This is a genomic window from Halalkalibacter oceani, from assembly GCF_023715705.1.
GTDB lineage: Bacteria > Bacillota > Bacilli > Bacillales > Bacillaceae_D > Halalkalibacter > Halalkalibacter oceani_A.
This window is the reverse complement of the sequence record NZ_JAMBOS010000005.1, coordinates 45,225-68,144: the sequence shown is the minus strand read 5'-3', so window position 1 is coordinate 68,144 and position 22,920 is coordinate 45,225. Positions and strand designations below refer to the sequence as shown.

At 48.9% G+C, this 22,920-nt stretch carries 24 protein-coding genes; 19 read left to right on the top strand and 5 right to left on the bottom strand.

Features of this window, described 5'->3' with window-relative positions; translation table 11 throughout:
* The first annotated feature begins 164 nt into the window (after positions 1–164).
* The 11 genes from M3212_RS06760 (at position 165) to M3212_RS06710 (ending at position 12,101) form a co-directional block, all read left to right on the top strand.
* The gene (locus M3212_RS06760; RefSeq protein WP_285874124.1) at positions 165–995 is read left to right on the top strand and encodes a PHP domain-containing protein; all 831 of its coding nucleotides are present in this window, start codon (positions 165–167) and stop codon (positions 993–995) included.
* Positions 992–1,789 (top strand): sugar phosphate isomerase/epimerase family protein, encoded by a 798-nt coding sequence (locus tag M3212_RS06755; RefSeq protein ID WP_251193199.1) that lies wholly within the window; start codon positions 992–994, stop codon positions 1,787–1,789. Before M3212_RS06760 ends, M3212_RS06755 begins: the two co-directional genes overlap by 4 nt.
* Complete coding sequence (gene surE / locus M3212_RS06750) at positions 1,786–2,589, top strand: 5'/3'-nucleotidase SurE (RefSeq protein WP_251193198.1); 804 nt, start codon at positions 1,786–1,788, stop codon at positions 2,587–2,589. The genes M3212_RS06755 and surE overlap by 4 nt, the downstream gene beginning before the upstream one ends.
* The gene (locus tag M3212_RS06745; protein ID WP_251193197.1) at positions 2,586–3,638 is read left to right on the top strand and encodes an ABC transporter substrate-binding protein; all 1,053 of its coding nucleotides are present in this window, start codon (positions 2,586–2,588) and stop codon (positions 3,636–3,638) included. Before surE ends, M3212_RS06745 begins: the two co-directional genes overlap by 4 nt.
* 17 nt (positions 3,639–3,655) lie before the next feature.
* Positions 3,656–5,386, top strand: a complete 1,731-nt coding sequence (locus M3212_RS06740; protein ID WP_251193196.1) for an ABC transporter permease — start codon at positions 3,656–3,658, stop codon at positions 5,384–5,386.
* Entirely contained in the window at positions 5,383–6,450 is a 1,068-nt protein-coding gene (locus tag M3212_RS06735) for an ABC transporter ATP-binding protein (protein WP_251193195.1), read from the top strand. The genes M3212_RS06740 and M3212_RS06735 overlap by 4 nt, the downstream gene beginning before the upstream one ends.
* A 66-nt stretch (positions 6,451–6,516) precedes the next feature.
* On the top strand, positions 6,517–7,008 hold the full coding sequence (locus M3212_RS06730) for a dihydrofolate reductase (RefSeq protein WP_251193194.1): 492 nt from the start codon (positions 6,517–6,519) through the stop codon (positions 7,006–7,008).
* A gap of 70 nt (positions 7,009–7,078) precedes the next feature.
* Positions 7,079–7,852 (top strand): sporulation protein YunB, encoded by a 774-nt coding sequence (gene yunB / locus M3212_RS06725; protein ID WP_251193193.1) that lies wholly within the window; start codon positions 7,079–7,081, stop codon positions 7,850–7,852.
* Between the two features lie 290 nt (positions 7,853–8,142).
* Positions 8,143–9,750, top strand: a complete 1,608-nt coding sequence (locus M3212_RS06720; RefSeq protein ID WP_251193192.1) for a Na+/H+ antiporter NhaC family protein — start codon at positions 8,143–8,145, stop codon at positions 9,748–9,750.
* Positions 9,751–10,455: 705 nt separating this feature from the next.
* Positions 10,456–11,991 (top strand): sodium-dependent transporter, encoded by a 1,536-nt coding sequence (locus tag M3212_RS06715; protein ID WP_251193191.1) that lies wholly within the window; start codon positions 10,456–10,458, stop codon positions 11,989–11,991.
* Complete coding sequence (locus M3212_RS06710) at positions 11,991–12,101, top strand: methionine/alanine import family NSS transporter small subunit (protein WP_251193190.1); 111 nt, start codon at positions 11,991–11,993, stop codon at positions 12,099–12,101. The genes M3212_RS06715 and M3212_RS06710 overlap by 1 nt, the downstream gene beginning before the upstream one ends.
* A 255-nt stretch (positions 12,102–12,356) precedes the next feature.
* On the opposite strand, the gene M3212_RS06705 is transcribed toward M3212_RS06710, so the two are convergent.
* Positions 12,357–13,358, bottom strand: coding sequence for a M23 family metallopeptidase (locus M3212_RS06705; protein WP_251193189.1), 1,002 nt, complete (start codon positions 13,356–13,358; stop codon positions 12,357–12,359).
* Positions 13,359–13,546: 188 nt separating this feature from the next.
* Between M3212_RS06705 and lipA the strand changes: the two genes are divergently transcribed.
* A complete protein-coding gene (gene lipA, locus M3212_RS06700; RefSeq protein WP_251193188.1) occupies positions 13,547–14,473 on the top strand; it encodes a lipoyl synthase in 927 nt (308 codons plus the stop codon).
* A gap of 64 nt (positions 14,474–14,537) precedes the next feature.
* Here the strand turns inward: lipA and M3212_RS06695 are convergent, their stop codons facing one another.
* The gene (locus tag M3212_RS06695) at positions 14,538–15,179 is read right to left on the bottom strand and encodes a YhcN/YlaJ family sporulation lipoprotein (protein WP_251193187.1); all 642 of its coding nucleotides are present in this window, start codon (positions 15,177–15,179) and stop codon (positions 14,538–14,540) included.
* A 135-nt stretch (positions 15,180–15,314) separates the two neighbouring features.
* Here M3212_RS06695 and M3212_RS06690 point away from each other — a divergent pair, with 135 nt between their 5' ends.
* Positions 15,315–15,593, top strand: a complete 279-nt coding sequence (locus tag M3212_RS06690; protein ID WP_251193186.1) for a YutD family protein — start codon at positions 15,315–15,317, stop codon at positions 15,591–15,593.
* A gap of 93 nt (positions 15,594–15,686) precedes the next feature.
* On the opposite strand, the gene M3212_RS06685 is transcribed toward M3212_RS06690, so the two are convergent.
* Positions 15,687–15,953, bottom strand: coding sequence for a DUF3055 domain-containing protein (locus M3212_RS06685; protein WP_251193185.1), 267 nt, complete (start codon positions 15,951–15,953; stop codon positions 15,687–15,689).
* Between the two features lie 24 nt (positions 15,954–15,977).
* Positions 15,978–16,949 (bottom strand): class II fructose-bisphosphatase, encoded by a 972-nt coding sequence (glpX, locus tag M3212_RS06680; protein ID WP_251193184.1) that lies wholly within the window; start codon positions 16,947–16,949, stop codon positions 15,978–15,980.
* A gap of 173 nt (positions 16,950–17,122) precedes the next feature.
* Here glpX and M3212_RS06675 point away from each other — a divergent pair, with 173 nt between their 5' ends.
* From M3212_RS06675 to M3212_RS06665, 3 genes are all read left to right on the top strand, one after another.
* Positions 17,123–17,578, top strand: a complete 456-nt coding sequence (locus tag M3212_RS06675) for a DUF86 domain-containing protein (protein ID WP_251193183.1) — start codon at positions 17,123–17,125, stop codon at positions 17,576–17,578.
* Between the two features lie 99 nt (positions 17,579–17,677).
* The gene (locus M3212_RS06670) at positions 17,678–18,316 is read left to right on the top strand and encodes a helix-turn-helix transcriptional regulator (RefSeq protein WP_349774177.1); all 639 of its coding nucleotides are present in this window, start codon (positions 17,678–17,680) and stop codon (positions 18,314–18,316) included.
* Between the two features lie 113 nt (positions 18,317–18,429).
* Entirely contained in the window at positions 18,430–19,197 is a 768-nt protein-coding gene (locus M3212_RS06665) for a TIGR01457 family HAD-type hydrolase (protein ID WP_251193181.1), read from the top strand.
* 117 nt (positions 19,198–19,314) lie between these two features.
* Here M3212_RS06665 and M3212_RS06660 read toward each other — a convergent pair whose 3' ends face one another.
* Entirely contained in the window at positions 19,315–19,812 is a 498-nt protein-coding gene (locus M3212_RS06660) for a phosphatidylglycerophosphatase A family protein (RefSeq protein WP_251193180.1), read from the bottom strand.
* A gap of 273 nt (positions 19,813–20,085) precedes the next feature.
* Between M3212_RS06660 and M3212_RS06655 the strand changes: the two genes are divergently transcribed.
* Genes M3212_RS06655 through M3212_RS06645 form a run of 3 tightly spaced genes read left to right on the top strand, consistent with a single transcriptional unit; the run spans position 20,086 to position 22,913 of the window.
* A complete protein-coding gene (locus M3212_RS06655) occupies positions 20,086–21,057 on the top strand; it encodes an ABC transporter substrate-binding protein (RefSeq protein ID WP_251193179.1) in 972 nt (323 codons plus the stop codon).
* 54 nt (positions 21,058–21,111) lie between these two features.
* Entirely contained in the window at positions 21,112–22,149 is a 1,038-nt protein-coding gene (locus M3212_RS06650; RefSeq protein WP_434084036.1) for an iron chelate uptake ABC transporter family permease subunit, read from the top strand.
* On the top strand, positions 22,134–22,913 hold the full coding sequence (locus M3212_RS06645) for an ABC transporter ATP-binding protein (protein ID WP_251193177.1): 780 nt from the start codon (positions 22,134–22,136) through the stop codon (positions 22,911–22,913). The genes M3212_RS06650 and M3212_RS06645 overlap by 16 nt, the downstream gene beginning before the upstream one ends.
* The last annotated feature ends 7 nt before the right edge of the window (positions 22,914–22,920 follow it).

The window sequence follows — 22,920 nt, the reverse complement described above, 5'->3', positions numbered from 1 at the left end:
TTATTTGATCTTATCAGCCTTTTTCAATTTTGTTGTTTTCCTTTACAAGAGGTTAAAACAGTCTGACTTTATGATTTTTTTACAAATCTCATAAGTGGGCTTTATAGTACGTTGAAATTTTTCCTGTAGTGTAGGGGATGTATAAGAAAGCGAGGCGACCACAGATGATCGATTTACATATGCACAGCACGCATTCAGATGGGGAGCTTTCTCCGGAAAAGCTCGTTGAAGAGGCTGCCTCTCTTGGTGTTTCCGTGCTTTCTATTACAGATCATGACGAAGTGTCCGCCTATTTCAAGGCTGAAAGAACAGCTGAGAAGCTGGGGATTGATCTGATCCCGGGGATAGAGTTCAACACGGACGGTGACCAGGGAGAGCTTCACATTTTAGGGTACGGCTTTGATCCCGCGTACCAGCGGATGGCTGATTATGTATCGTGGAGACAGGGCGAGAGAATGAAGTGGAGCAAAGCGATTGTTCAAGTATTACAGAAGCTTGGCTACCGGATTGATTGGGAGAATTGCCGGGAAAGAGCGGGAAACGCTGTTATCGTTCGTACTCATATCGCCGATGAGTTAGTGGCGCGCGGTTATTTCACCAAGTCTGGACAAGCTTATCAAGCTTTGCTGACCAAAGGGGCTCCTGCCTTTATCGAGCGAGAAGGGCTGACGGCGGCCGAAGCGATCGCGCTTATTCATGAAGCTGGGGGAAAAGCTTTTTTAGCCCATCCTGGAATTTATCGGTGGGAATGGTCGCTGGCGGCGCTGGTGGAGCAGGGGCTTGATGGCATCGAAGTTTATTATTCGCAGCATGATGAGGCAGCGACCGTCTATTGGAATGACATGGCCGATCACTACAGGCTGTTTAAAAGCTGCGGCAGTGATTTTCACGGATATAGCTCCAGAAGCCCATTTCCTCCTGGGTCGGTTGCCTGTCAAAAGGAAGAACTGATGCCTTGGCTTGAAAAGGTGAAAACAAAGGAGGGAGTACGTTGAAGCTGTTGGCCTCATCGACGCTACTATGGGGAAAGGACATTGAGGAAATTGGCGCGGTCGTTTACAACCATAACCTGCGCGGGCTTGAGCTGTGGGCCGAGCAAGTCTGGTTCAGTCAGATGCGGGTCAGAGATATTCGCCGCGTTGCCAGGCGGTTTGACCTGGAGATCACCTTTCATGCGGCAAGCTGGGATTTAAATATTTGTTCGTTAAATGAAGGAATCCGGCGCCAGTCAGTTGAGGAAATTGTCCGCTCGTTCGCGCTTGCCGCTTCGATCGAAGCGACGAATGTCACCGTCCATCCAGGGAGAAGAACGTTGACGGAGGAATGGACAGCGTGGCATGAGGAGGCGCTTCAGAAAAGCCTCGATTATTTAGAAGAGGCCGCCAAAACATATGGCGTCACGCTTTCGCTGGAATTAATGGAGGAAATCAAAAAGGAGTTTGTCACGAGCCCGCTGCAAATCAATCGTTTAGTTGATGGCCGGTCATCCGCTGTACAAACGACGTTTGATGCGGCGCATATTGCACCCGGGAAGGATATACTCGCTACGTTCGCCGAGATGTCGCGAATTAATAAAATTCATCTTAGCGATTCAACAAAAGCGAACTATCATGTCGCCCTCGGGGAAGGGGAACTGTTGCTCGAACGCTTTATCGGACATCTCCAGAGCGGGACATATCCCGTCGTTTTGGAAGGCTATGATACGAGCACGGAAGCGATTCTTCTACAAAAGCATTTGCGTTATTTGAACGCATGTGCACAACCGACTGCAAAGGAGATGAAAAGTTGAAATTTCTTGTCACAAATGATGATGGTATTTTTGCGCCGGGAGTAGAGGCTTTGGTTGAAGTGCTCCAGCATTTCGGCGATATCTATGTCGTATGTCCAGATCAGGAACGAAGCGCGATCAGCCATTCGATAACATTGCGTCAGCCGCTGAAAGCGACGACGGTCACCCTTTTTGGAGCAGGGGTGAAAGCCTGGGCCGTAAACGGAACACCGGCCGATTGTGTCAAACTCGGAGTGGAAGTGCTGGTAAAGGAAAAGCCGGATTTGGTCATATCCGGGATTAATATCGGCCCGAACCTGGGCAGGGATGTCTATTATTCCGGCACGATGGCTGCGGCGGCGGAAGCTTCCCTGTTGCAAATTCCGGCGATCGCCGTTTCGCTCGACAGGCTGCAAACAAAAGATACGAGCTTTCAAATGCCGAAACGGCTGCTCTACGAGGTGATCGAACCTTTGCTTTCCAACCGGATTCCGCCGGGCGTCTTCGTTAATGTTAACCTTCCATATTTGGAAAAACACGCCTGCTCCGGCATTAAGGTCGTCCCGTTGGATTTGTCGGTCAGCCGTTATAAATATGTCGGCTTAAATGACCCGTATGGCCAGGTGTATTACTGGCTGAAAGATCATATCGGTCAGCTTACTGAATTTGAAGAGGAAGGCGATTTTGCGAAATTAAAAGCAGGCTATGTCACCGTTACCCCATTAGAAGGCAAAGTTAGTCAAAAAAAGCATGTGCGCAGATTTGAAAAATGGTTCTCGAATCATAAACTACACTTTTCTAAGGAGGAAACATTCTCATGAAACGCTTTATTTATTCAGTCGCAGCTTTTTCAATCCTAGTGCTTGGAGCGTGTGGAGGGGCGGATACGCCGGAGACAACAGAAGACCTATCTACTGAAGAAACGCAGGCTGCCACTGAGGCAGAGGGCGCCATCTCAGGGACATTGGAGTTTTATACGTCTCAGCCGGACAGCGATGCCACAGCGCTTGTCGCAGCATTTAATGAGGCCTATCCTGAAGTCGAAGTAAACGTCTTTCGCTCAGGAACGGAAGAGGTGATGAGTAAAATCGCCGCAGAAAGTCAGGCGGGAGATATTCAGGCGGATGTCCTTCTTGTCGCTGATGCCGTCACATTTGAAACATTGAAGGAGCAGGATCTGCTTTTAGCGTATCAATCACCGGAAGCCGAGTTTATTCCGGCTGATTTGCTTGATCCCGATGGAATGTATGCGGGGACAAAGGTAATGGCGACGGTGCTGGCGGCGAACACAGCCAATGACGGCGAGCTGCCGGCTTCATGGAGCGTGCTGACGGAAGAGGAAGCAAAAGGGCAGGCGATTATGCCAAGTCCGCTTTATTCAGGAGCAGCAGCCTATAATGTTGGCGTGTTGAGCCGGCAGGATCAATTCGGCTGGTCGTTTTTTGAAGGACTTCACGAAAATGAAATGACGGTCGTGCAAGGAAACGGCGCCGTCCTGCAAGCTGTCGCCAGCGGCGAAAAATCATATGGCGTCGTCGTTGACTTCATGGTTGCCCGCGCCAAGGCGGAAGGGTCTCCGGTTGATCTTGTTTATCCGGAAGAAGGTGTGCCGGTTATTACAGAACCGATTGGCATTATGAGCAACACTGAAAATGAAGAGGCGGCGAAAGCCTTTGTCGATTTCGTTCTGTCAGAAGAAGGACAACTTGTCGCTGCTGAACTTGGCTATACGCCGATCCGTGAAGGAGTGGACGCTCCGGAAGGATTGAAGCCGATTAGTGAGATGAACGTCATTTCCCATGATATTCGTGAACTGCTTGAAACACGTGAAGCAGACAAGCAAGCGTTTATCGACATATTCGGCGAGTAAGACGAGAGAGGTGTACTATGGCTGAACAACATGTGCAAGGAAGATGGTCTGTTCGATCTTCCTTCTTTTTTCCTTTGGATATCCGCAAAACCATTTGGTTGATTGTCTGCCTTAGTCTTATTTTCTTCCTGTTTGTCTGGCCGGTGTTCCGTCTGGTCGCTCTGAGCTTTGTGACGGATGGAAGCGCCTTTGCCAACTATTCAACGATCTTTCAGGAAGCGAGAACGTGGAAAATAGTATCGAATACCGGCCTGGTCGTCGCGGGATCAACGATCATCGCGCTAGTGATGGGAGTCGCTTCCGCCTGGCTTGTCGCCTACAGCGACATTCGCGCGAAAAAGTGGCTGCACGTCCTTGTCCTGCTCCCGTTTATCATTCCTTCGTACATCATCACGCTTTCCTGGACGCAGTTCTTAAGCAGCAACAGCCTGGCGGCGCGCCTGCTGGCGTTATTGCCCGGACAGCTTGAGCCGTTGAATCTGTACAGCCATACAGGCATCATTCTTGTTCTCGGATTGTCGCATTATCCCCTTGTTTTCCTATTGACGATGAGCGTGTTAAAACGGATTCCCCGCGAGCTGGAATGGGCGGTGCGTTCATCCGGAGGAAACAGCTGGACCGTTTTTCGCAAAGTGACGTTTCCGCTTGCGCTGCCCGGTGTGGCCAGCGGCGGACTGCTTGCCTTTCTCGCCAATTTGGACAACTTCGGAATCCCGGCATTTCTCGGAATTCCGGCGAATATTACCGTCTTGAGCACAGCAATTTATCAGGAAATCGCCGGCTTCGGCCCGAGCGCCTTTTCCCGGGCGGCGACGTTTTCAGTTCTGTTGGGAATCATCGCCCTAGTAGCGACGGCCGGTCAATGGCTGCTGCTGCGCAAAGCGAAAACAGGGGAGAACAGTGAAATTGACGATAAGCCCCGCTTTTCGTTGGGGGCCTGGCGACTGGTAGTGGAGGTGCTGCTGTGGGGCTTTCTCCTGTTGATTAGTATCGTTCCGCTTTTTTCGATGTTCGGATCGTCGCTGATCCGCGCGTACGGGCTGCCGTTTTCATTCGAAAATCTAACCTTGCAGCATTATCAGTTTGTCCTGTTTGATCATGAAAAAGTGCGCGGGGCGTTGCTGAACAGTGTTAAGCTTGCTGTTAGTACAGGCGTGATTTGTTTAGTCATTGGCACGGCGATTGCTTATTACCGCTTGCGGAAAAGAAATGTCGTCAGCAAAATTGTCGAATTGGCGGTCGGCTTACCATACGCATTACCGGGCATGGTCCTTGCTTTAGCGATGATTCTGGCATGGATGCAGCCAATTCCGGGCTGGAATCCGGGGATTTACGGCAGTATCTGGATTTTGTTCATTGCTTACGTAACGCGTTTTATGATTCTTCAGGTAAGAGGCAGTATGACGGCGATGTCGCAAATTGCACCGGCGATGGAGGAAGCGGCTCATATGGCCGGAGCCGGAACGTTTGTGAAATGGCGCTCGATCATGCTTCCGCTGCTTCTGCCGGGATTGTTGAGCGGAGCTTTTCTGGTCGTGCTGACGACGCTGACCGAACTGACTGTATCAGCTCTTTTATGGTCGAGCGGCTCTGAAACGATTGGACTGATGATCTTCAATTTTGAGCAGGCGGGCTATACGACACATTCAACGGCGTTTTCAAGCTTAATTGTCGTGATGATGCTGGTCGTAACCGGCTTGCTCGCGGGAATGCAAAAGCTTTACGAAAAAAGGGTGAGAAAAGCATGAGTACAATCTTGGCAAATGTATCGAAAAAATTTGGTGATGTCTCCGCCTTGTCGCCAATTGATTTGGCCATTGAAGAGGGGAAATTTATTGCGATCTTAGGTCCATCCGGCTGCGGGAAAACAACGCTGCTGCGCCTGTTGGCTGGATTTGAAGCGCCGACGACAGGTGAAATAAGAATGAATGGGCAGCAGGTCGCCCATCCAGCGCGGGTGACTCCGCCGGAAAAGCGCAACATCGGGATGGTTTTTCAATCGTTTGCCCTTTGGCCGCATTTAAAGGTTAAAGAGCAGATCCAGTTTCCTTTAAAGCATCACCGGTTCACTCCCGCGCATTTGAAGAAACGAGCGAGGGAACGAGTCGAGGAAATGCTCGAGATTGTCGGCTTGCAGGAGTATGGAGAGCGGATGCCTAATGAGCTGTCAGGCGGGCAGAAGCAGCGGGTGGCGATCGCTCGTGCTTTGGCGCCGCAGCCGGCCCTGCTGTTGATGGATGAGCCGTTGAGCAGCCTTGATGCCGAGCTGCGCATGGATTTGCGTCAGGAGATTCAAACGATTCACCGGTTAGTGAAAACGTCAATCGTCTATGTGACTCATGACCAGGCCGAAGCCTTGGCGATGGCCGACGAAATTGTCGTGATGCGCGCCGGCCGGATTGAACAGGTTGGTACACCGGAACAAATCTATACCCAGCCCGCTACTCCGTTTGTGGCGACTTTTGTCGGAAAAGCGAATTTGATTAAAGGAAGCTGGTATGGCGATCAATTCAAGCCGTTCGGTGACGAGGCGGTCATCTGGCAGTCAAGTACGATTTCTCCGCAGATTCGGAAGCAGGGGTACTTTCCGGTACGGCCGGAGCAATTTGCGCTTGATAAGACAGGCTCCGGGATAACAGGCATTGTTCGGAATGTGATGTTTCAAGGCAAAGAATTTCATTATTCAGTCGAGCTGAATGGTGAACTGATCACGGTTCATACCGACCAGTTGCAGCGCTATTCGCCCGGTGATGAGGTCGTTGTTAAGCTGAACCAGGCCGTCTCATTGGAGAAGCATGTCAGCCTCGTTTAAGCGAGGGACTTCTACTCATTTTCCAGCCAATATGATACGATATGTGAAAATGAAGGAGTGGTAACGATGCTGTCTTATATTGTTGCGATGGATCAGAACCGGGCGATCGGAAAAGAAAATCAGCTGCCGTGGCATTTACCGGCTGATTTGCAATACTTTAAGCGAGTAACGACCGGCCACCCGATTGTTATGGGGAGGAAAACGTACCAATCGATTGGCCGGCCATTGCCAAAGCGCCGGAATGTAGTGATGACGCGTGACCGCGGCTTTGTGGCGGAAGGGTGCGAAGTCGTTCATGAACGTGAGCAGGTGATGGCGCTCAGCCGGGAGAGAGAGGAGTTTTTTGTGATTGGCGGAAGTGAGCTCTTCCAGCTTTTTTGGCATGATGTTGACCGGCTGTATGTCACGCTTATTCATGAGACTTTTGCGGCCGATACATTTTTTCCTCCGATTGATGAAGAGGAGTGGCGTCTGATCTCCTCGGTTGCCGGACAGCGTGATGAAAAAAATCGCTACGACCATGATTTTCTTGTTTATGAGCGGATGAGTAAGCGGTAAACTGAAAAAGAATCTTATCAAACTCTCTTTGCTTCGTGCATATACTTGTCAGCAAAGGGGGTTTTTTAGCATGAGAGCACCCAAAAGAAGCAGACCCCAATCTAGAAAAGGTCCGCTCCCGTTTCGCTATGTATTACTGCTTTCATTTATTATTTTTGTTCTTTTAACTGTACTAGGGTTGTGGGTTATTGAAAAAGGAATTCGACCAACGCTTGTACATATAGCGACGACGGAAGCGCGGGTGATTGCGACAAAAGCGATTAATGACGCTGTCAATAAAAAGATCAGCACCGATCTGAATCAGGAAGAGTTATTTATTATTCAGTACGATGCTGATGGAATGGTGACAAGTGTCCAGCCGAATACTCAAATTTATAATCGTGTTGTGTCAGAGGCGACAGGCAGGGTGCAACGGCACTTGAAGGCAATTGAGCGCGGAGAAGCCTTTGATATTTCATTTGATGAGGGGGAGAGTAAGGACGATCTTTTAAGTTCAGCCGAAGGTGGGATTATTTATAGCATTCCATTGGGGCAGGCGACAAATAATGCATTGCTTGCTCAGTTAGGGCCACAAGTTCCAGTGCGGTTTTCAGCTATTGGTGACGTAAAAACGGATTTGAACTTGCAGGTGGAAAATATCGGTATTAACAATACGAAAATTACCCTTGCGTTTGATATGATCGTTGATGCAAAGATTGTCATTCCTTTTGCGACAAATACCGAAGCGGTGAAAACAACGATTCCGATTGGCGTCATGACAACGTCAGGGAAAGTGCCGGATGTGTATTCAGAAGGTGGAATGATTATTCCGTCTGATACACCGACATCGGGCAGCGGTCAATAGTCTTGTCAACCTTTGGGGCAATATGTTAATATGTTAAATTGGTTGTATATGATATGTGACTGACATCGTATATTCTTGCGGTTTGCTAACCATGATAAGAATAGAAGATTCTCCGGCAGGGAAGGCAGACGTACTGGATGTCGTTGCCGGAGAGGAGACAGCATTTGATGTCCTTTTATCGTTGGAAAGAAAGCTGATGTAATGGAAAATTACACTTGCATGTTAAACAGCAGGAGTGGGTGACCATTGCTGCTTTTTTTGTGGAAAAAAGAAGTGGAGGTAGATGTGAGATGGAAGTAACGGTATGGTCCCTCGTGCCGCCCGTTCTGGCTCTTGTTATGGTCATTCTGACCAGGCGAGTGCTACTCTCTTTAGGAATGGGAATTGTGGTCGGTGCGTTAATGCTGCACCAATTTAATCCGATGCAAGCGCTCACGAACATTTATGCGATTGTGATGGGGATTATTTTTGATTATGGCGAGGTGGAGCCGCTGACGATCGTCGGGATTACCCAGGCTGTTTTCCAAAGCGGCTTTGAACTGAACACATGGGAGTTTTTTATTATTTTGTTTTTGCTGCTGCTCGGCATGATGGCGGCGCTGGTTACACGGTCCGGAGGAAGCAGAGCCTTTGGGGAATGGGCGATGAAGCATGTAAAGACAAGAATGGGCGCGCAAGTATTGACGGTCTTTTTAGGCATTTTAATTTTTATTGATGACTATTTTAACAGCTTGACCGTTGGAAATGTGAGTCGCCCATTGACGGATCGGCATCGAATTTCCAGGGCCAAGCTGGCTTACCTCGTCGATTCGACCGCTGCGCCGATGTGTGTCATTGCGCCAATTTCGAGCTGGGGAGCTTATATTATTACAATTATCGCCGGGATTCTGGCAACTCATGGGGTGACGGAGTATGAGGCGCTCCAGGCTTTTCTTATCATGATTCCGATGAATATTTATGCGTGGATCGCGATATGCCTGGTGATTGCCGTTGCCTGGTTTAATTTAAATATTGGTTCGATGCGGACCCATGAGGAACGGGCGTTGAAAACGGGGGAACTGGTCGATCCGACAGCCGGCCCGATACCGGGAGCACAGGATGAAATTACAGCAAACGAGAAGGGGACGGTTGGTGATTTGATCTGGCCGATCGTCGGCCTCGTCGCGGCGACGGTTTTCTTCATGGTGATGACAGGCGTCCAGGCAACAGAGGGAGCTTTGACGATACTGGCTGTATTTGAAAATACAGATGTGGCCGCTTCGCTTGTTTATGGTGGTCTTGTCGGACTACTTATTGCGTTGCTCTTAAATATGAGAAATCCAAGTGGAGGGACAAGCCTGGCAAAGGCCCTGCTGCTTGGCATCCAGTCGATGCTGCCGGCGATTTACATTCTATTCTTCGCCTGGACGATTATTTCGATTATTGATGATTTAGGCACAGGCCAATATTTGGCTTCGATTGTCGATGGGACGATCTCACCTGTATTTTTGCCGCTCTTGTTATTCCTAATAGCAGGATTTGCCGCTTTTTCAACCGGAACATCGTGGGGAACGTTCAGTCTGTTATTGCCGATTGCCGGAGAAATGGTGGCTGTCATCGACATCACCATGATGCTGCCGATGCTAGCGGCCGTATTGGCGGGAGCTATTTTCGGTGACCATTGTTCGCCGATATCGGATACGACCATTTTGTCGTCGACCGGAGCTGGAAGCCATCATATCGACCATGTGATGACCCAGCTGCCTTATGCGCTCATTGCCGCTGCGATTTCGTTATTGGCTTATTTCGTGCTCGGCCTGACAGGCAGCGTATGGCTTTGTACGGCAACAGCAGCATTGCTCCTTATCATTAGTATCGTCATCCTGAGTAAAATGTCACAAGGGGTGGCTAAAGGCTAATTTGAAAGGCTGAAGGAATCTGGGGAGAAGGCGCTTTTCCTCCAGATTCCTTTTATTTTGTAGAAGAAAGAAAAAATTTCAGACCGTAGACAAAATGCCTTTGCGAAGGAACGCTCAAAGGCATTTTACGTGAATTCGTTTATCGTCTGTTGGAGATACGGAATGGGTGAGCATAGTTCTTTCCGAATGTGGAAAAGGGAAGGGGCTAGCTATCCTCGAATCCAAGCCTTTAATAACCAGCGATACGCCAGCTCAAAGCGGATGGGATGGGAGGCCGACTCCTGCAGGAGGAAAGGGCTGGTGGAAATCCACCGGCGGAGCCGGTTAGTTCCACGCCCGCCTGCGGAAAGCGTGCCCCCATCCCGGGAGCGGATTCAAAGCAACTTATCACCGCAACTTTCTTTACCTGCAATCAGCCAGTCGACAGGCTGATATGTCTATATTTCGTCATTTCCCTGAAAAAATTTTGACAAATTTCGCAAGAATTATTATAATGGAATAACTAATTGTCTGAATATTGTCGAAGTGAGTTAGGGGATATCTACTGTTAATGCGCTTCTTTACAGCAAAGTAGCAAAGTGTTAAAGAAAGCAAATAATTTTCAAATAATTTTGACAAAAAGTATTCAAGCACTTATACTAATGTTGTAATTTTTTGAATATTTATGGAAAGAAAGACGAAAAAAATGTGAAAGGAGAATGAACAATGAATGCAAGAGAGCAGTGGGGAACACGTGCCGGGTTCATTTTAGCCGCGATTGGATCGGCTGTCGGACTAGGTAACATTTGGCGGTTCCCATATGTAGCGTATGAGAATGGAGGGGGGGCTTTTTTCTTACCGTATTTATTTGCACTTCTTACTGCCGGTATTCCGCTCTTAATTATGGAATTTACGCTCGGCCATAAATATCGTGGCTCCGCTCCGTTGTCGTATGCGCGTTTTACTAAAAAAGCTGAATGGATCGGCTGGTGGCAGGTCGCGATTTCCTTTGTCATCGCAACGTATTATGCGGTTATTATTGCTTGGGCGATCTCGTATACGTTTTTCGCGTTTAATCAAAGCTGGGGAGAGGACACGGGCGGCTTCCTGATGGGCGAATATTTACAGCGCGTTGATATCGTTTCGGGAGGAGCGCCTGGGGATTTCGGCTCGCTTGTTCCGGGAGTACTTATTCCGCTCATTGTCGTCTGGATTATTACCCTCGGTGTGTTATTTAAAGGGGTTAAGCGCGGGATTGAAGTCGCGAACCGGATTTTCATTCCGTTGCTGGTGGCGATGTTCTTATTAATCGTTATTCGTGCGGTCACGCTTGAAGGGGCCCTTGACGGCCTAAACGCATTCTTCAGACCGGACTGGGCGGAAATTATGTCGCCGGGAGTCTGGGTGGCTGCTTATGGCCAAATTTTCTTTAGTTTGTCAATTGCGTTTGCGATTATGATTACTTATTCAAGTTATTTGCCGAAGAAAGCCGATATTAACAACAATGCCTTTATTACGGGCTTCAGTAATTCAAGCTTTGAGCTATTAGCAGGGATCGGGGTTTTTGCCGCGCTCGGCTTTATGGCAAGTGCCTCTGGTACAACAGTTGCTGATGTGGCGGATGCCGGTATCGGACTTGCGTTTGTCGTCTTTCCGGAGATCATTAATACGTTCCCGGGGTTTAACGGGTTCTTCGGTGTTCTCTTCTTCGGGTCACTCGTCTTGGCGGGCTTATCCTCGCTTATTTCAATCGTCGAAACGTTTATTTCCGGTCTTCAGGATAAGTTCCAGATTTCTCGGGCGAAAGCGGTCGCTTTCGGTGGCGGTCTCTCTGCTTTAATTTCTTTACTGTATGCGACACAGGGAGGTCTGTTCTTCTTAGATGCGGCGGACTACTTTATTAATCAGTTCGGCGTCGCCCTGGCCGGTCTCGTCTCTGTCATTGCCGTAGCATGGTTTGTGAAAGGCTTGCCGACATTACAAAATCATGCCAATGGCGTTTCCGATTTCCGCACAGGGGCGTGGTGGAAAGTATGTCTTGGTGTCATTACCCCGATTGTATTAGGGTATATGTTTATTCAAAACACGGTTATCAACCTGACATCGAATTATGAAGATTACCCGACTTCATTCCTGCTTGTTTCCGGCTGGGGCGTTGCGCTCGGAGCGATTATTGTCGGCTTTATTTTAGCGGCGTTTAAATGGAAAAAATCAGCTCTTGAGCTTCCGGCAGAGCAATCTGAAAAAGGGGTGGATCAATAATGAGCGGAAGTGCAATCGTGATGATGATTATCGGGATGGTTGTCATATGGGGCGGATTGGGTCTAAGCATTGCCAACGCCGTCAAAGTAGCGAAAGAGAAAAAACAATAAAAGCTTTAGGCGAAAGGTTGATTTTCACCTTTTGCCCAGCCTGTCGACAAAGTCTCGCAAAGCAAGACGGTCGACAGGCTTTTTGGGTATAAAGGATTTGTCACGATCCAGAGCTTCGAATCCGCTCCCGCGGAAAGCGAAGACTATTTCAGGAGCGGCGGATTCCCCTCTTTTCATTTGTTCGGATAGTCAGATAGAAAATACGTTTGACCAAGCAGCGTTATGTCTACGGTCTGGGATGACTCGACGAGCGAGTCATCCTCTTTTTAATTTTCGGTAATCCTGTCTTTCCCATGCCTTTAAATAAGGGTACGGGTCAAACGACCATTCGGTATAGCCGTTATCGCGGTACATGCCGTAATGGAGATGCGGCGGGAATTTCCCTTGAGTTCCGGGCTTTCCATAGCCGGAGCTTCCGCAATAGCCAATCACATCGCCGGGAGAGACGATGCTGCCGACCTCGACCCCTTTTTCAAAACCGCTTAAATGAGCGAAGTAATGATAAATATTATCTAAGTCACGGATTCCGATGCGCCAGCCTCCGTATTTATTCCAGCCTAAAATTTCAACTCGGCCATAAGCCGTCGCCCGAATTGGCACATTGTAGCCGGCAAAAATGTCGGTTCCCTCGTGAATCCGTCTACCTCCCCAGCCCCGCTTATCTCCCCATGTGTTGCGGTAGCTGTAAGTGGAACGGATCGGCATTGGGAAGGAGTGATCATCAAGGTCTAGTGTTTCAAAATGCTTGTACACGCGGGAATGACCATCAATGATGTTGACAGATTGCTCGCGCTGATACTTTTCCCATAAGGCGATGCGGAAGTCTTCCTCGGCAAAACCGTATTGCTCAAGGAAGTGAGCGAGTGTATATAACACATCCTCGTCATTTGTCCGCTCCGCCCGTCCATCGCCGTCCCCATCAAGCCCGACCCCGCCGAACAGCTGAATGGAGAGTGGGTTCGTATCCGCTGGATCAGGATTGAGCGGTCCTGCCCATTCTTCTTCTGTATAAAATATCGAGATGACCCCTTCCTCGCGCGGCCGGTTTTTCAAGGTCCGGCGCAGCCCGCGTTCAAACGTATCGACCGCGGCCAAATAATGCCAGGGAATGCTCGTCAGCGCTTCTGCCTTCTGATACAGCTCCATTCTTTTCTCATATTTTTGTTCAACTGTTAATTCATCCTTCGTCTCGGCTGAAACAGGAGAAGAAAGCATGAGACAAGAGACAATCAGGGATAATAAGACAAACTGCTTCATGCTGGTGTCTGCTCCTTTCCTGGAATAAGTATAACGATCAGATTTTTTCTGTCACCTTGTAGTGTGAGGTAAATAGGAGAAAAAGATTGATGTGAATCACTGGAAATTGAAGCGGCTGTTTGGTCATTTTGTTTGAATCATGATAAAGTAGAGAAAGAATACAAGCAATGCTGGATGGAGTGAACGAAATGGCAAAAAAAGAAGAACATCTTCGCAAGCCGGATTGGCTTAAAATTAAACTAAATACAAATGAATCGTATACAGGCTTGAAAAAAATGATGCGAGAGAAAAATTTACATACAGTCTGTGAAGAAGCGCGTTGCCCGAACATTCATGAATGCTGGGCTGTCCGCAAAACAGCCACTTTCATGATTTTAGGCGATGTATGTACGAGAGCCTGCCGCTTTTGCGCGGTGAAAACGGGCTTGCCAAATGAGCTTGATTTGCAGGAACCGGAACGCGTTGCCGATTCCGTGGAGACAATGGGCTTGAAGCATGTCGTCATCACAGCGGTCGCCAGAGACGATTTAAAGGATGGCGGGGCCGGGGTTTTCGCCGAAACAGTCCGGGCGATCCGGAGACGTAATCCTTTCTGTACTATTGAAGTACTCCCATCCGATATGCTTGGGGGCTATGAGAATTTAAAAACATTGATGGATGCCCGCCCTAATATCATGAACCATAATATTGAGACGGTGAAACGGCTGACTCCAAGAGTGAGGGCACGTGCGACATATGAACGCTCTTTAGAATTTCTGCGCCGGGCGAAAGAAATGCATCCTGACATTCCGACTAAGTCAAGCCTCATGATCGGTTTGGGGGAAACGAAGGAAGAAATTATTGAAACGATGGATGATCTAAGAGCGGTTGATGTGGACATTATGACAATTGGTCAATACCTTCAGCCGACAAAGAAACATTTGAAGGTGCAAAAGTATTATCATCCGGATGAGTTTGCCGAGCTGAAGGAAATCGCCTTAAGCAAAGGCTTCAGTCATTGTGAAGCAGGACCACTCGTACGTTCATCCTACCATGCGGATGAGCAGGTAAATGAAGCACAGGTCCGCGCGGAAGCGGTCAAGGCAGCGCAAAAAGAAGACGTGGCAAGTCAATAAGAATAATGGTAGAGACTGAGCTAAAGGGAAAATCAACCTTTTTGCTCAGCCTCTTTTCATTTTATTACTGTGAACGGTTGTCGTGGTTTAGGAGACGCTGTTGCTTTTGCTCCATTATTTCAAGGTTTTCATCATCCTGCTCATCATAGGCTCCCTGCGGCGATTGCTTCATTTCCTCAATCGTTTCGCGTAAAGTTTCGGCGTCAGGCAGCGCAGCGGTTCGATTTTGAAAGCGCTCAATCTCTTGGAAGTGTTCATGATTGTCTGAAATAAAGACGTCATAATAGCGTGGTACGACGGATACCGCGCTCCGCTTGACTTGATCCGCCACATATTCACGATTGTCATCATCCTGAAGATTATAAGTGACAAGCACATATTTATCGGTGACCAAGGTCGCCGCTTCATCAACGGCTTGATTTGTCAGGACGATGCGGGTGACAGCATCGGCCAGTTGATTGCGATCAAACGTCGGAATGACGTGCTGTGCCGAGTTATGTGTTTGCACCTGCTGGCGCTGAAAGCGCGTATAGCCATACTGCGTCTCGTCTGGTGTCTGATGCCGGTTTTGATTCAAAGCAAACGGGCCGTTCGCCTGCTGGTTGGACTGGATCATTTGTCCGGTTTGGCCCTGTTGGTCGGTTTGGCAGCCTGACATGAGCATCAAGCCGGCCAGTCCGCATAGATACAATGATTTTTTTATCATCTTCCCACCTCCTTTACCTTCAGATTGACCAGAAGTGAATCATTTTAGAGCTAGTAAATGATGGAGAAGGAGAAGCTGTTGGGAAGTAAAACATGTGTTATAATAAGGCGAAGCTAAAAGAACGAGGTGAGCCCAATGGTTCGCATTCACGGGATGCAATATGAAGTGATGGAAGATGTAAAAAATGGCTGGGACGAAGAGGCGTTTAAAGCACGCTTTAGTGAGGTGCTGAATAAATATGATTATATCGTCGGCGATTGGGGGTATAATCAGCTGAGGTTGCGCGGCTTCTTTGAGGACAGGCATAAGAAGTCTACTTATGATACAAAAATAAGCACGCTGCCCGATTATTTGTACGAGTACTGTAACTTCGGCTGCGCGTATTTCGTCCTTAAACGGATCAAGGAAAAATAGAAAGAGGACATCTCAAAGGCTGTATTTCCCTTTGAGATGTCCTCTTTAAGCAATGAGCGGAACCGCCACGGGTCTGTTAAAGTTGCGGCCTTTTTATACGACTTCTCGAAGAAAGTCGCGCAGCTCTTCAGCTTCTTCCGCAGACAGGCGGTAGGCATGCTCCAGATAGCCTTCTTCGTCCAAATCATCCTGTCCGATGATCGCAAAGCGGTTGGACTGTACATCAAGCACTAATTGCTTTCCATAATAGCGTGACGAAGAAATAATCGCTAAATCAAAACGCTGATGATCGCCCATAAAGCTGACAAATCTTGTTTTCGTATCTTCGGTCTCATCATACAGATAAAAACGTTCAGCCATGCGAGGCAGCTCCTTTCGAGGTGCTTATTTATTCATGGAAAGATGAGGCTTATGGTCAAGGTGATGGTGGGTTTTAATGTAGCGGACGGTTCTCGTCTTCGCTCGCATTACAATCGAATCTGTTTCCGCCAGATCGCCGCCAAGAAAACGAACCCCCTCGACAAGCTCGCCGGAAGAGACACCGGTTGCCGCAAAAATCGCATCATCGCCGCGCACCATGTCGTTCAGGGTCAGCACTTTTAACGGATCTTCAAGACCCATCTTTTTACAGCGGGCAAGCTCCTCGTCATTCATTGGGACAAGACGGGCCTGCATATCACCGCCGAGCGCTTTGATCGCCGCTGCTGAAATAACTCCTTCGGGCGCTCCGCCCGTACCGACGAAAAGGTCAACTCCGGTTTGTGGCAATGCTGTTGCAATCGCCGCGCCGACATCACCGTCGCCAAACAATTTCACGCGGGCGCCCTTTTCTCTAACACGCTCAATCAACTGCTGGTGGCGTTCCCGTTCCTGAATAATGACCGTGACATCCTGGACGCGCTTCCGTGTCATCTTCGCGACGATATCGATCGTTTTTTCAATCGGGTCATCGAGTCTGATTAATCCAGCCGCTTCCGGACCGACGGCGATCTTTTCCATGTACATATCCGGTGCGTGAAGCAGGGTATCTTTATCGGCGACGGCGATTACGGCCATCGCATTTGGATGTCCTTTGGCAACGATGTTCGTGCCTTCAAGCGGATCGACGGCAATATCGACTTCAGGTCCATGTCCGCTTCCGACTTCTTCTCCTATGTAAAGCATTGGAGCTTCATCTAATTCTCCTTCTCCAATGACAACTGTCCCTTTGCAGTTAACAGAGTCAAACATGGTTCTCATTGCTGTTGTGGCAGCATCATCTGCTTCATTTTTCTTACCGCGTCCCATCCACTGCGAAGAAGCAAGCGCTGCTGCTTCCGTAACGCGGACGATTTCCAATGCAAGTTCTCGATCCATTTGAATGTCCCCCAATGTTGTATACTATCGCTGTACTCTGTAAAATGAACTAAGGTACATCCTTTATCATAGCAAAAGCCAGGCCGAGAAGAAACCATTCTCGTGCAATTAAGGTCACACTTTTTAATTGATGACCCTTGAATATGACATACTAATGAAAGGTGGAAACGTGAGTGTATTTTGTTGATCGCGAAAAGATTGAACGGACCCTTGCTTATATGGAAACAATATCTGAAAGCTATGTACCACCGATGATGCCGCAAAATGAGCTGGAACGATTAGCGCTTGAGCGGGTAGCCTCAGTTCTGATTGAAGCTATTATCGATGTCGGCAACAGCATGATTGACGGTTTTATTATGAGAGACCCGGGAGGTTATACGGACATCATTGATATTCTTGAGGATGAAAAGGTGATTGGAGCTGAGCAAGCAGCCTCGTTAAAAGAACTGATTCAGCTGCGGAAACAGCTCGTGCAGGAGTACGTCTCTGTCAATATTGCCGAAGTAATCGAGGTCATGACGAAAAGCCAGGCGGCGCTTCGTGATTTTCCGAAGGATGTCCGGCGCTATTTAATCGAAGAGCTCGGACCTGTCTCTGCGTTTTTGCCTGATAAGCAGACAGAGTCGTAAATTTTACAATCATGTGATCATCGCCTACAATAGAAGCTGAGCCCCTTTTGCTTTGGATAAAGGAAGGATTGGTCTTCTAGACTGTAAATAACAAAGGTGGTGGTTGTCTTGGGGAAAGAGACGAGCTCACGTCAAATCATCTTAACGATGTTAAAACGAAACCAAGAACAAACCGTAGCAGACTTAGCCGCTGAATTAGGTGTAACCGAAATGGCGGTGCGAAGACATCTGCAAGGACTGGAAAAGGAAGGTTTGATCCAGGCCCGCATTGAACGGCAGGCGATGGGTAGACCAACTAATAAATATTCGTTGACAAAAGCAGGAGATGAATGCTTTCCACGGAATTACGGTGAGCTTTCGCTCGGCATTTTGCAGGATCTTGAGAAGATAAGCGGAGTGGAAATGATCGACCAATTGTTTGAGCAGCGTCGGCACCGGCTTGAGCAGCAGTATGGTCCGGAAATATCCGGCTCGTTTGCTGAACGGGTGGCTGCGTTGGCGCGAATTCAGACTGAAAATGGCTATATGGTGGACTATCAGGAGCTCGAGGATGGCTCTTATGAATTCAAGGAATACAATTGCCCGATTGCCAAAGTAGCGAAAGAATACCCGGTTGCCTGCAAATGTGAACATCAATTGTTTCAGAAACTGCTTGGAACGGAGCATGTTGAACAAAAAACATGCATTGCCAAAGGCAAGACGAGCTGTTGCACGTATAAGCTGAAGGAACGCTCGTGAAAATCGGCAGGCGTTGCCGTACAAAATAAACGGCACATTGATTCAAGTCTGGGAAAGAAGGTCGAAGCGAACCTTTTGCCCCAGGCTCTATTTCTGTTAAAGGGGAGAAGGGTATGAAACATTATAAAGGCTATTTAATTGATCTCGACGGCACGATTTACCGCGGCAGGGAAGCGATTCCGGAAGCGGTCTCCTTTGTAAAGGAGTTGGAGAAACAGCAGCTGCCTTATTTATTTGTTACGAACAATTCGACAAAGCGTCCTGAGCAGGTGGCAGAGCTTCTGCGAACAATGGACGTTCCGGCAACGACGGAGCATGTGTTTACGACGAGCATGGCAACAGCGAGCTATCTTTCCGAACTGAAGCCGGAGGCGAGAATCTATATGATCGGTGAAGAGGGCTTACGCTCTGCTTTGAAGGAGGAAGGGCATCTTCTTGTGGACGAGGAGCCTGACTATGTCGTGATTGGCCTTGACCGTAACATTACATACGAAAAATTAGCAAAGGCCGCCCTGCACGTCCGCGGCGGTGCGACGTTGATTGCGACAAACGGTGATCTTGCCTTACCGACGGAACGGGGGCTGGTGCCGGGGAATGGTTCGCTTGTATCCGTCGTCTCTCTGTCAACAGGGGTGAATCCGATTTTTATCGGCAAGCCGGAAGCGATCATCATCGAGCAGGCTTTAGAAGTCCTGGGTACGAGCAAGGCTGAAACAGTGATGGTCGGCGATAATTATCATACTGATATTCTCGCCGGCATTCGGGCCGGTATGGATACGCTGCTCGTTTACACCGGAGTGTCGACGAAAGAAGAAATTGCCCAAGTGAAAGAAAAACCGACAACCGCCATCGGCTCTCTCGCTGAATGGACGATTAAGTAAACGCTTTTGGAAGGACCCGGGGCAAAAGGTGAAAGCTTGCTGTTCACCCTTTTGCATGGCGCGGCTTCTGGCCGTTTTACCGCTCTTTTACACGCCCCGGTCTGACTGGGTTTTCTGTTATTCCGTGTTTTCCGCGCGGTGGGCGAGCCGGCTTGAAGCGGCGGCGGCAATCGCGCCGACAATATCGTCGAGAAAGGTGTGGCACTCACCGCTGGATTTATCATTCAGCCGTTCCAGAATACCGGGCTTTTGCTTGTCGATATAGCCATAATTGGTGAAGCCGATTGAGCCGTATACATTGACGATTGATAAGGCGATAATTTCATCGACGCCATATAGACCTTCGTCTCTATCAATAATTCCCTGCAAAGGCTGTTCCAGCATGCCTTTTTCAGCTAGGACATCCAACTGAATCCCGGTAATAATCGCATTTTGCACCTCGCGTTTACTCACAACGCGATCAACATTTTCTAAACAATCAGCGAGCTGAAGATCAGGATGGTATTTGACCTGTAAAAAGTAAACAAGCTCCGCGATTTCCTCTAATGTCACACCACGCTCCTGCATCCAGGAGCGTGCTTTTTTTTCCACTGCATCCATATTCGATTTGCTCATTTCTTTCCCTCCAACATGGTAGATAGTTACAGTGTACGGGACAACTGGTGATTTTATACTTCCGATGGAAAATAGCTGTAAAGCTGTTCCCTTTATACGTATTGGAAAAAGCGTTAATTGGGAAGGGCGGACTAACGCAAAATTTCTCCTGAAGAAAAAAATCCTAAATGACAATGAAAATCTTTATCATTTATATTGACAATATTTTGTTTTTGTTTATAATTTTACACAAATGATGATAATGATAATTGTTTTCAATTGGAGGAGTTGTTAGTGAGAGACATAGGACTATCTAGACTGAGGCTTGCTCTCTTTTTTCTGCTGCTTATCCCGCTGGCAGCCTGTACGACAAGCGGGGAAACGGCGGCGTTACCGGTATCGGAGGATAGCGGGGAAGGGGAAACGGTGACCGATTTCGCCGGCCGGGAAGTGAGGCTTGGGCAGACGCCGGACCTGCTCGTTTCTCTTGTGCAGGCAGATGCTGAAATCGTCCATGCGCTTGGCGGAGAAATCGTCGGCAGGCCGACCGTGCAAAACCAGCAAGTTTCGGAGGGATTACAAGGAGCGGAAGAGATAGGTACCGCCCATGATATCGATTTTGAAAAAGTTGTCAGTCTTCAGCCGGATCTGGTGATCGGTCATGCTGAACTGAACCTTAAGGATGTCGATATGTTTGCCTCGCTCGGAATTCCGGTCGTACTGACGAGCGGCAACAGCTATGACGATGTTTTAAAGTCGATCGAACTGTACGGTCAACTGCTCGACAAGGAGGAACAGGCGGGTGAGCTGCTTGCTTCGCTTGATGTCGGACAGCTTGAACTGGCACCGCTTGCTGAGGAGGTGAAGGCTCTCATTATTTTTGGCAGTGCGGATACGATGATGGCAGCCTTACCTTCTTCGCTCTCCGGAGATTTGCTCGCTATGGCCGGAGGGCTCAATATTGCCGAAGGGCTGCCGCAAATTGAACATTATCCGCAATATGCGCAGCTCAGCATGGAGCGCGTCCTTGAAGCAGACCCGGACATTATTTACTTTATTGCCCATGGCGATGTGGAGGCTGTCAAGGCGCAATTTGAAGCGGAAGTAAAAAGTAATTCTTCATGGCAGCATTTGCAGGCTGTGGAGCAGGAGCGTCTCGTCATCCTTCCGCCGGAGCTCTTCAGCTCCAATCCCGGTCCGCGTATCGGAGAAGCGCTGCAATTTATCCATGAAAGCTTAACGGCGGTCGCGGAGAAGGGGAGATAGTATGAACGATACTGCTCGCAGAAAGGTTCAGTTATGAAGGAAGCAAAGGAAATAATGGAGTTCGACGATTCAGTATTAAAAGCGGCAGAGGATGATCAGCGGACAAAGCGGCGCTGGCTGACATTGGTGATTGTCGCTGCTCTTTGTGTCGGTGCCGTCCTGTACAGCTTAATGACCGGCTCGGTCACGATACGGGTGTCGGAGGTCTGGACCGCTTTGCTTTCGCCTGCCGATTCACTGCAGCGGCAAATTGTCTGGGATTTGCGTCTGCCGCGTATTGTGACGGGCTTGCTCGTCGGCGCCTGTCTGGCGATCGCCGGCGCGTTGCTCCAAGGGGTAATGAGAAATCCGCTCGCCGATCCGGGGATTATCGGGGTTTCCGCCGGAGCCGGCTTAATGGCGGTGACGATGATGCTCGTCCTGCCGCACTATCTTTCCCTGTTGCCGTTCGGCGCCTTTCTCGGGGCGCTGGCCGCGACGTTTCTCATTTATTTCATCGCCTGGGAAAATGGCGTCTCTCCGTTAAGAATGATTCTTGCCGGTGTGGCGATCAACTCCTTGCTCGGGGCGCTGATGTCGGCGGTGATGATTCTTTACAGCGACAATGTTCAAGCGGTGCTGCCATGGCTTGTCGGCGGTTTAAGCGGAAGAGGCTGGTCCCATGTCGCAATTATCCTGCCATATGCGCTAATCGGCATGATCTTGTCGGTTTTCGCTGTCAAGCATGCCAATTTGCTCCTGCTTGGCGATGAAGTGGCGAAGCTATTAGGATCACAGGTAGAAAGGAGTCGGCTGTTTCTTATTTTGCTGGCGACTTTTCTGGCAGGGGCGGGAGTGAGTGTCGCCGGCTTAATCGGGTTTGTCGGGCTGGTCGTTCCTCACATGATGCGGATGATTGTCGGGAACGATTATCGCTTCTTGCTGCCGACCTCGGCGCTCGGTGGCGCCTGTCTCGTCGTGCTCGCTGATACGGCAGCACGAAGCTGGTTCGATCCTATTGAACTGCCGGTCGGCATTTTACTTGCGGCGTTGGGCGCTCCGTTCTTCTTGTATTTGCTGAGAGGAGGAATGAAAGGATGGAGGATGTCTTAACAGCGGATCAGCTAAGCTTCGGGTTTTCTGATTCGTATTACATAAAGGAGCTGTCGCTGCGCTTTAAAAAGCGGGAAGTGGTCAGCATTATCGGTCCGAACGGCTCCGGGAAATCAACGGTCCTTCGGTTGTTAACCAGGCTGCTTAAGCCGGCCCATGGGGCTGTTTACCTGGAAGGGAAGCCCCTTCATACACTTTCTAGTAAGAATATTGCCAAAAAACTGACGATGCTGCCGCAAATTTATGATCATCGCTCGGAAATGACGGTGCGCGATTTAGTGAAATTCGGCCGTCAGCCGCATTTGAAATGGTATGAGGATTATCACCAAAGCCATGACACATATATTGATTGGGCGCTGGAGGCTACCAGACTGACCGCGCTTCAGCACCGTCCGCTTTCCTCCTTGTCCGGCGGGGAGCGACAGCGCGCCTGGATTGCGATGGCGCTCGCCCAGAAAACACCGATCCTGTTTCTCGATGAACCGACCACCTTTTTAGATATGTACTTTCAATTTGAAATTTTGGAGCTTGTCAAAAGCTTAAACGAGCGCTACGGACTGACGATTGTCATGGTGCTGCATGACGTTAATCAGGCGATTCGCTACAGCGACCGTTTAATCGTGATGAAAGCAGGGGAGATCATCCTTGAAGGAACGCCGGAGGAGATGCTGACGGCTGAGATGTTTAAAGCGGTTTATGGGGTTGACGTATTGATTAAAGAAGACGAAGAAATGGGTCTGTTTGTCGTGCCGAAAGGAATTTAGGGGGAGC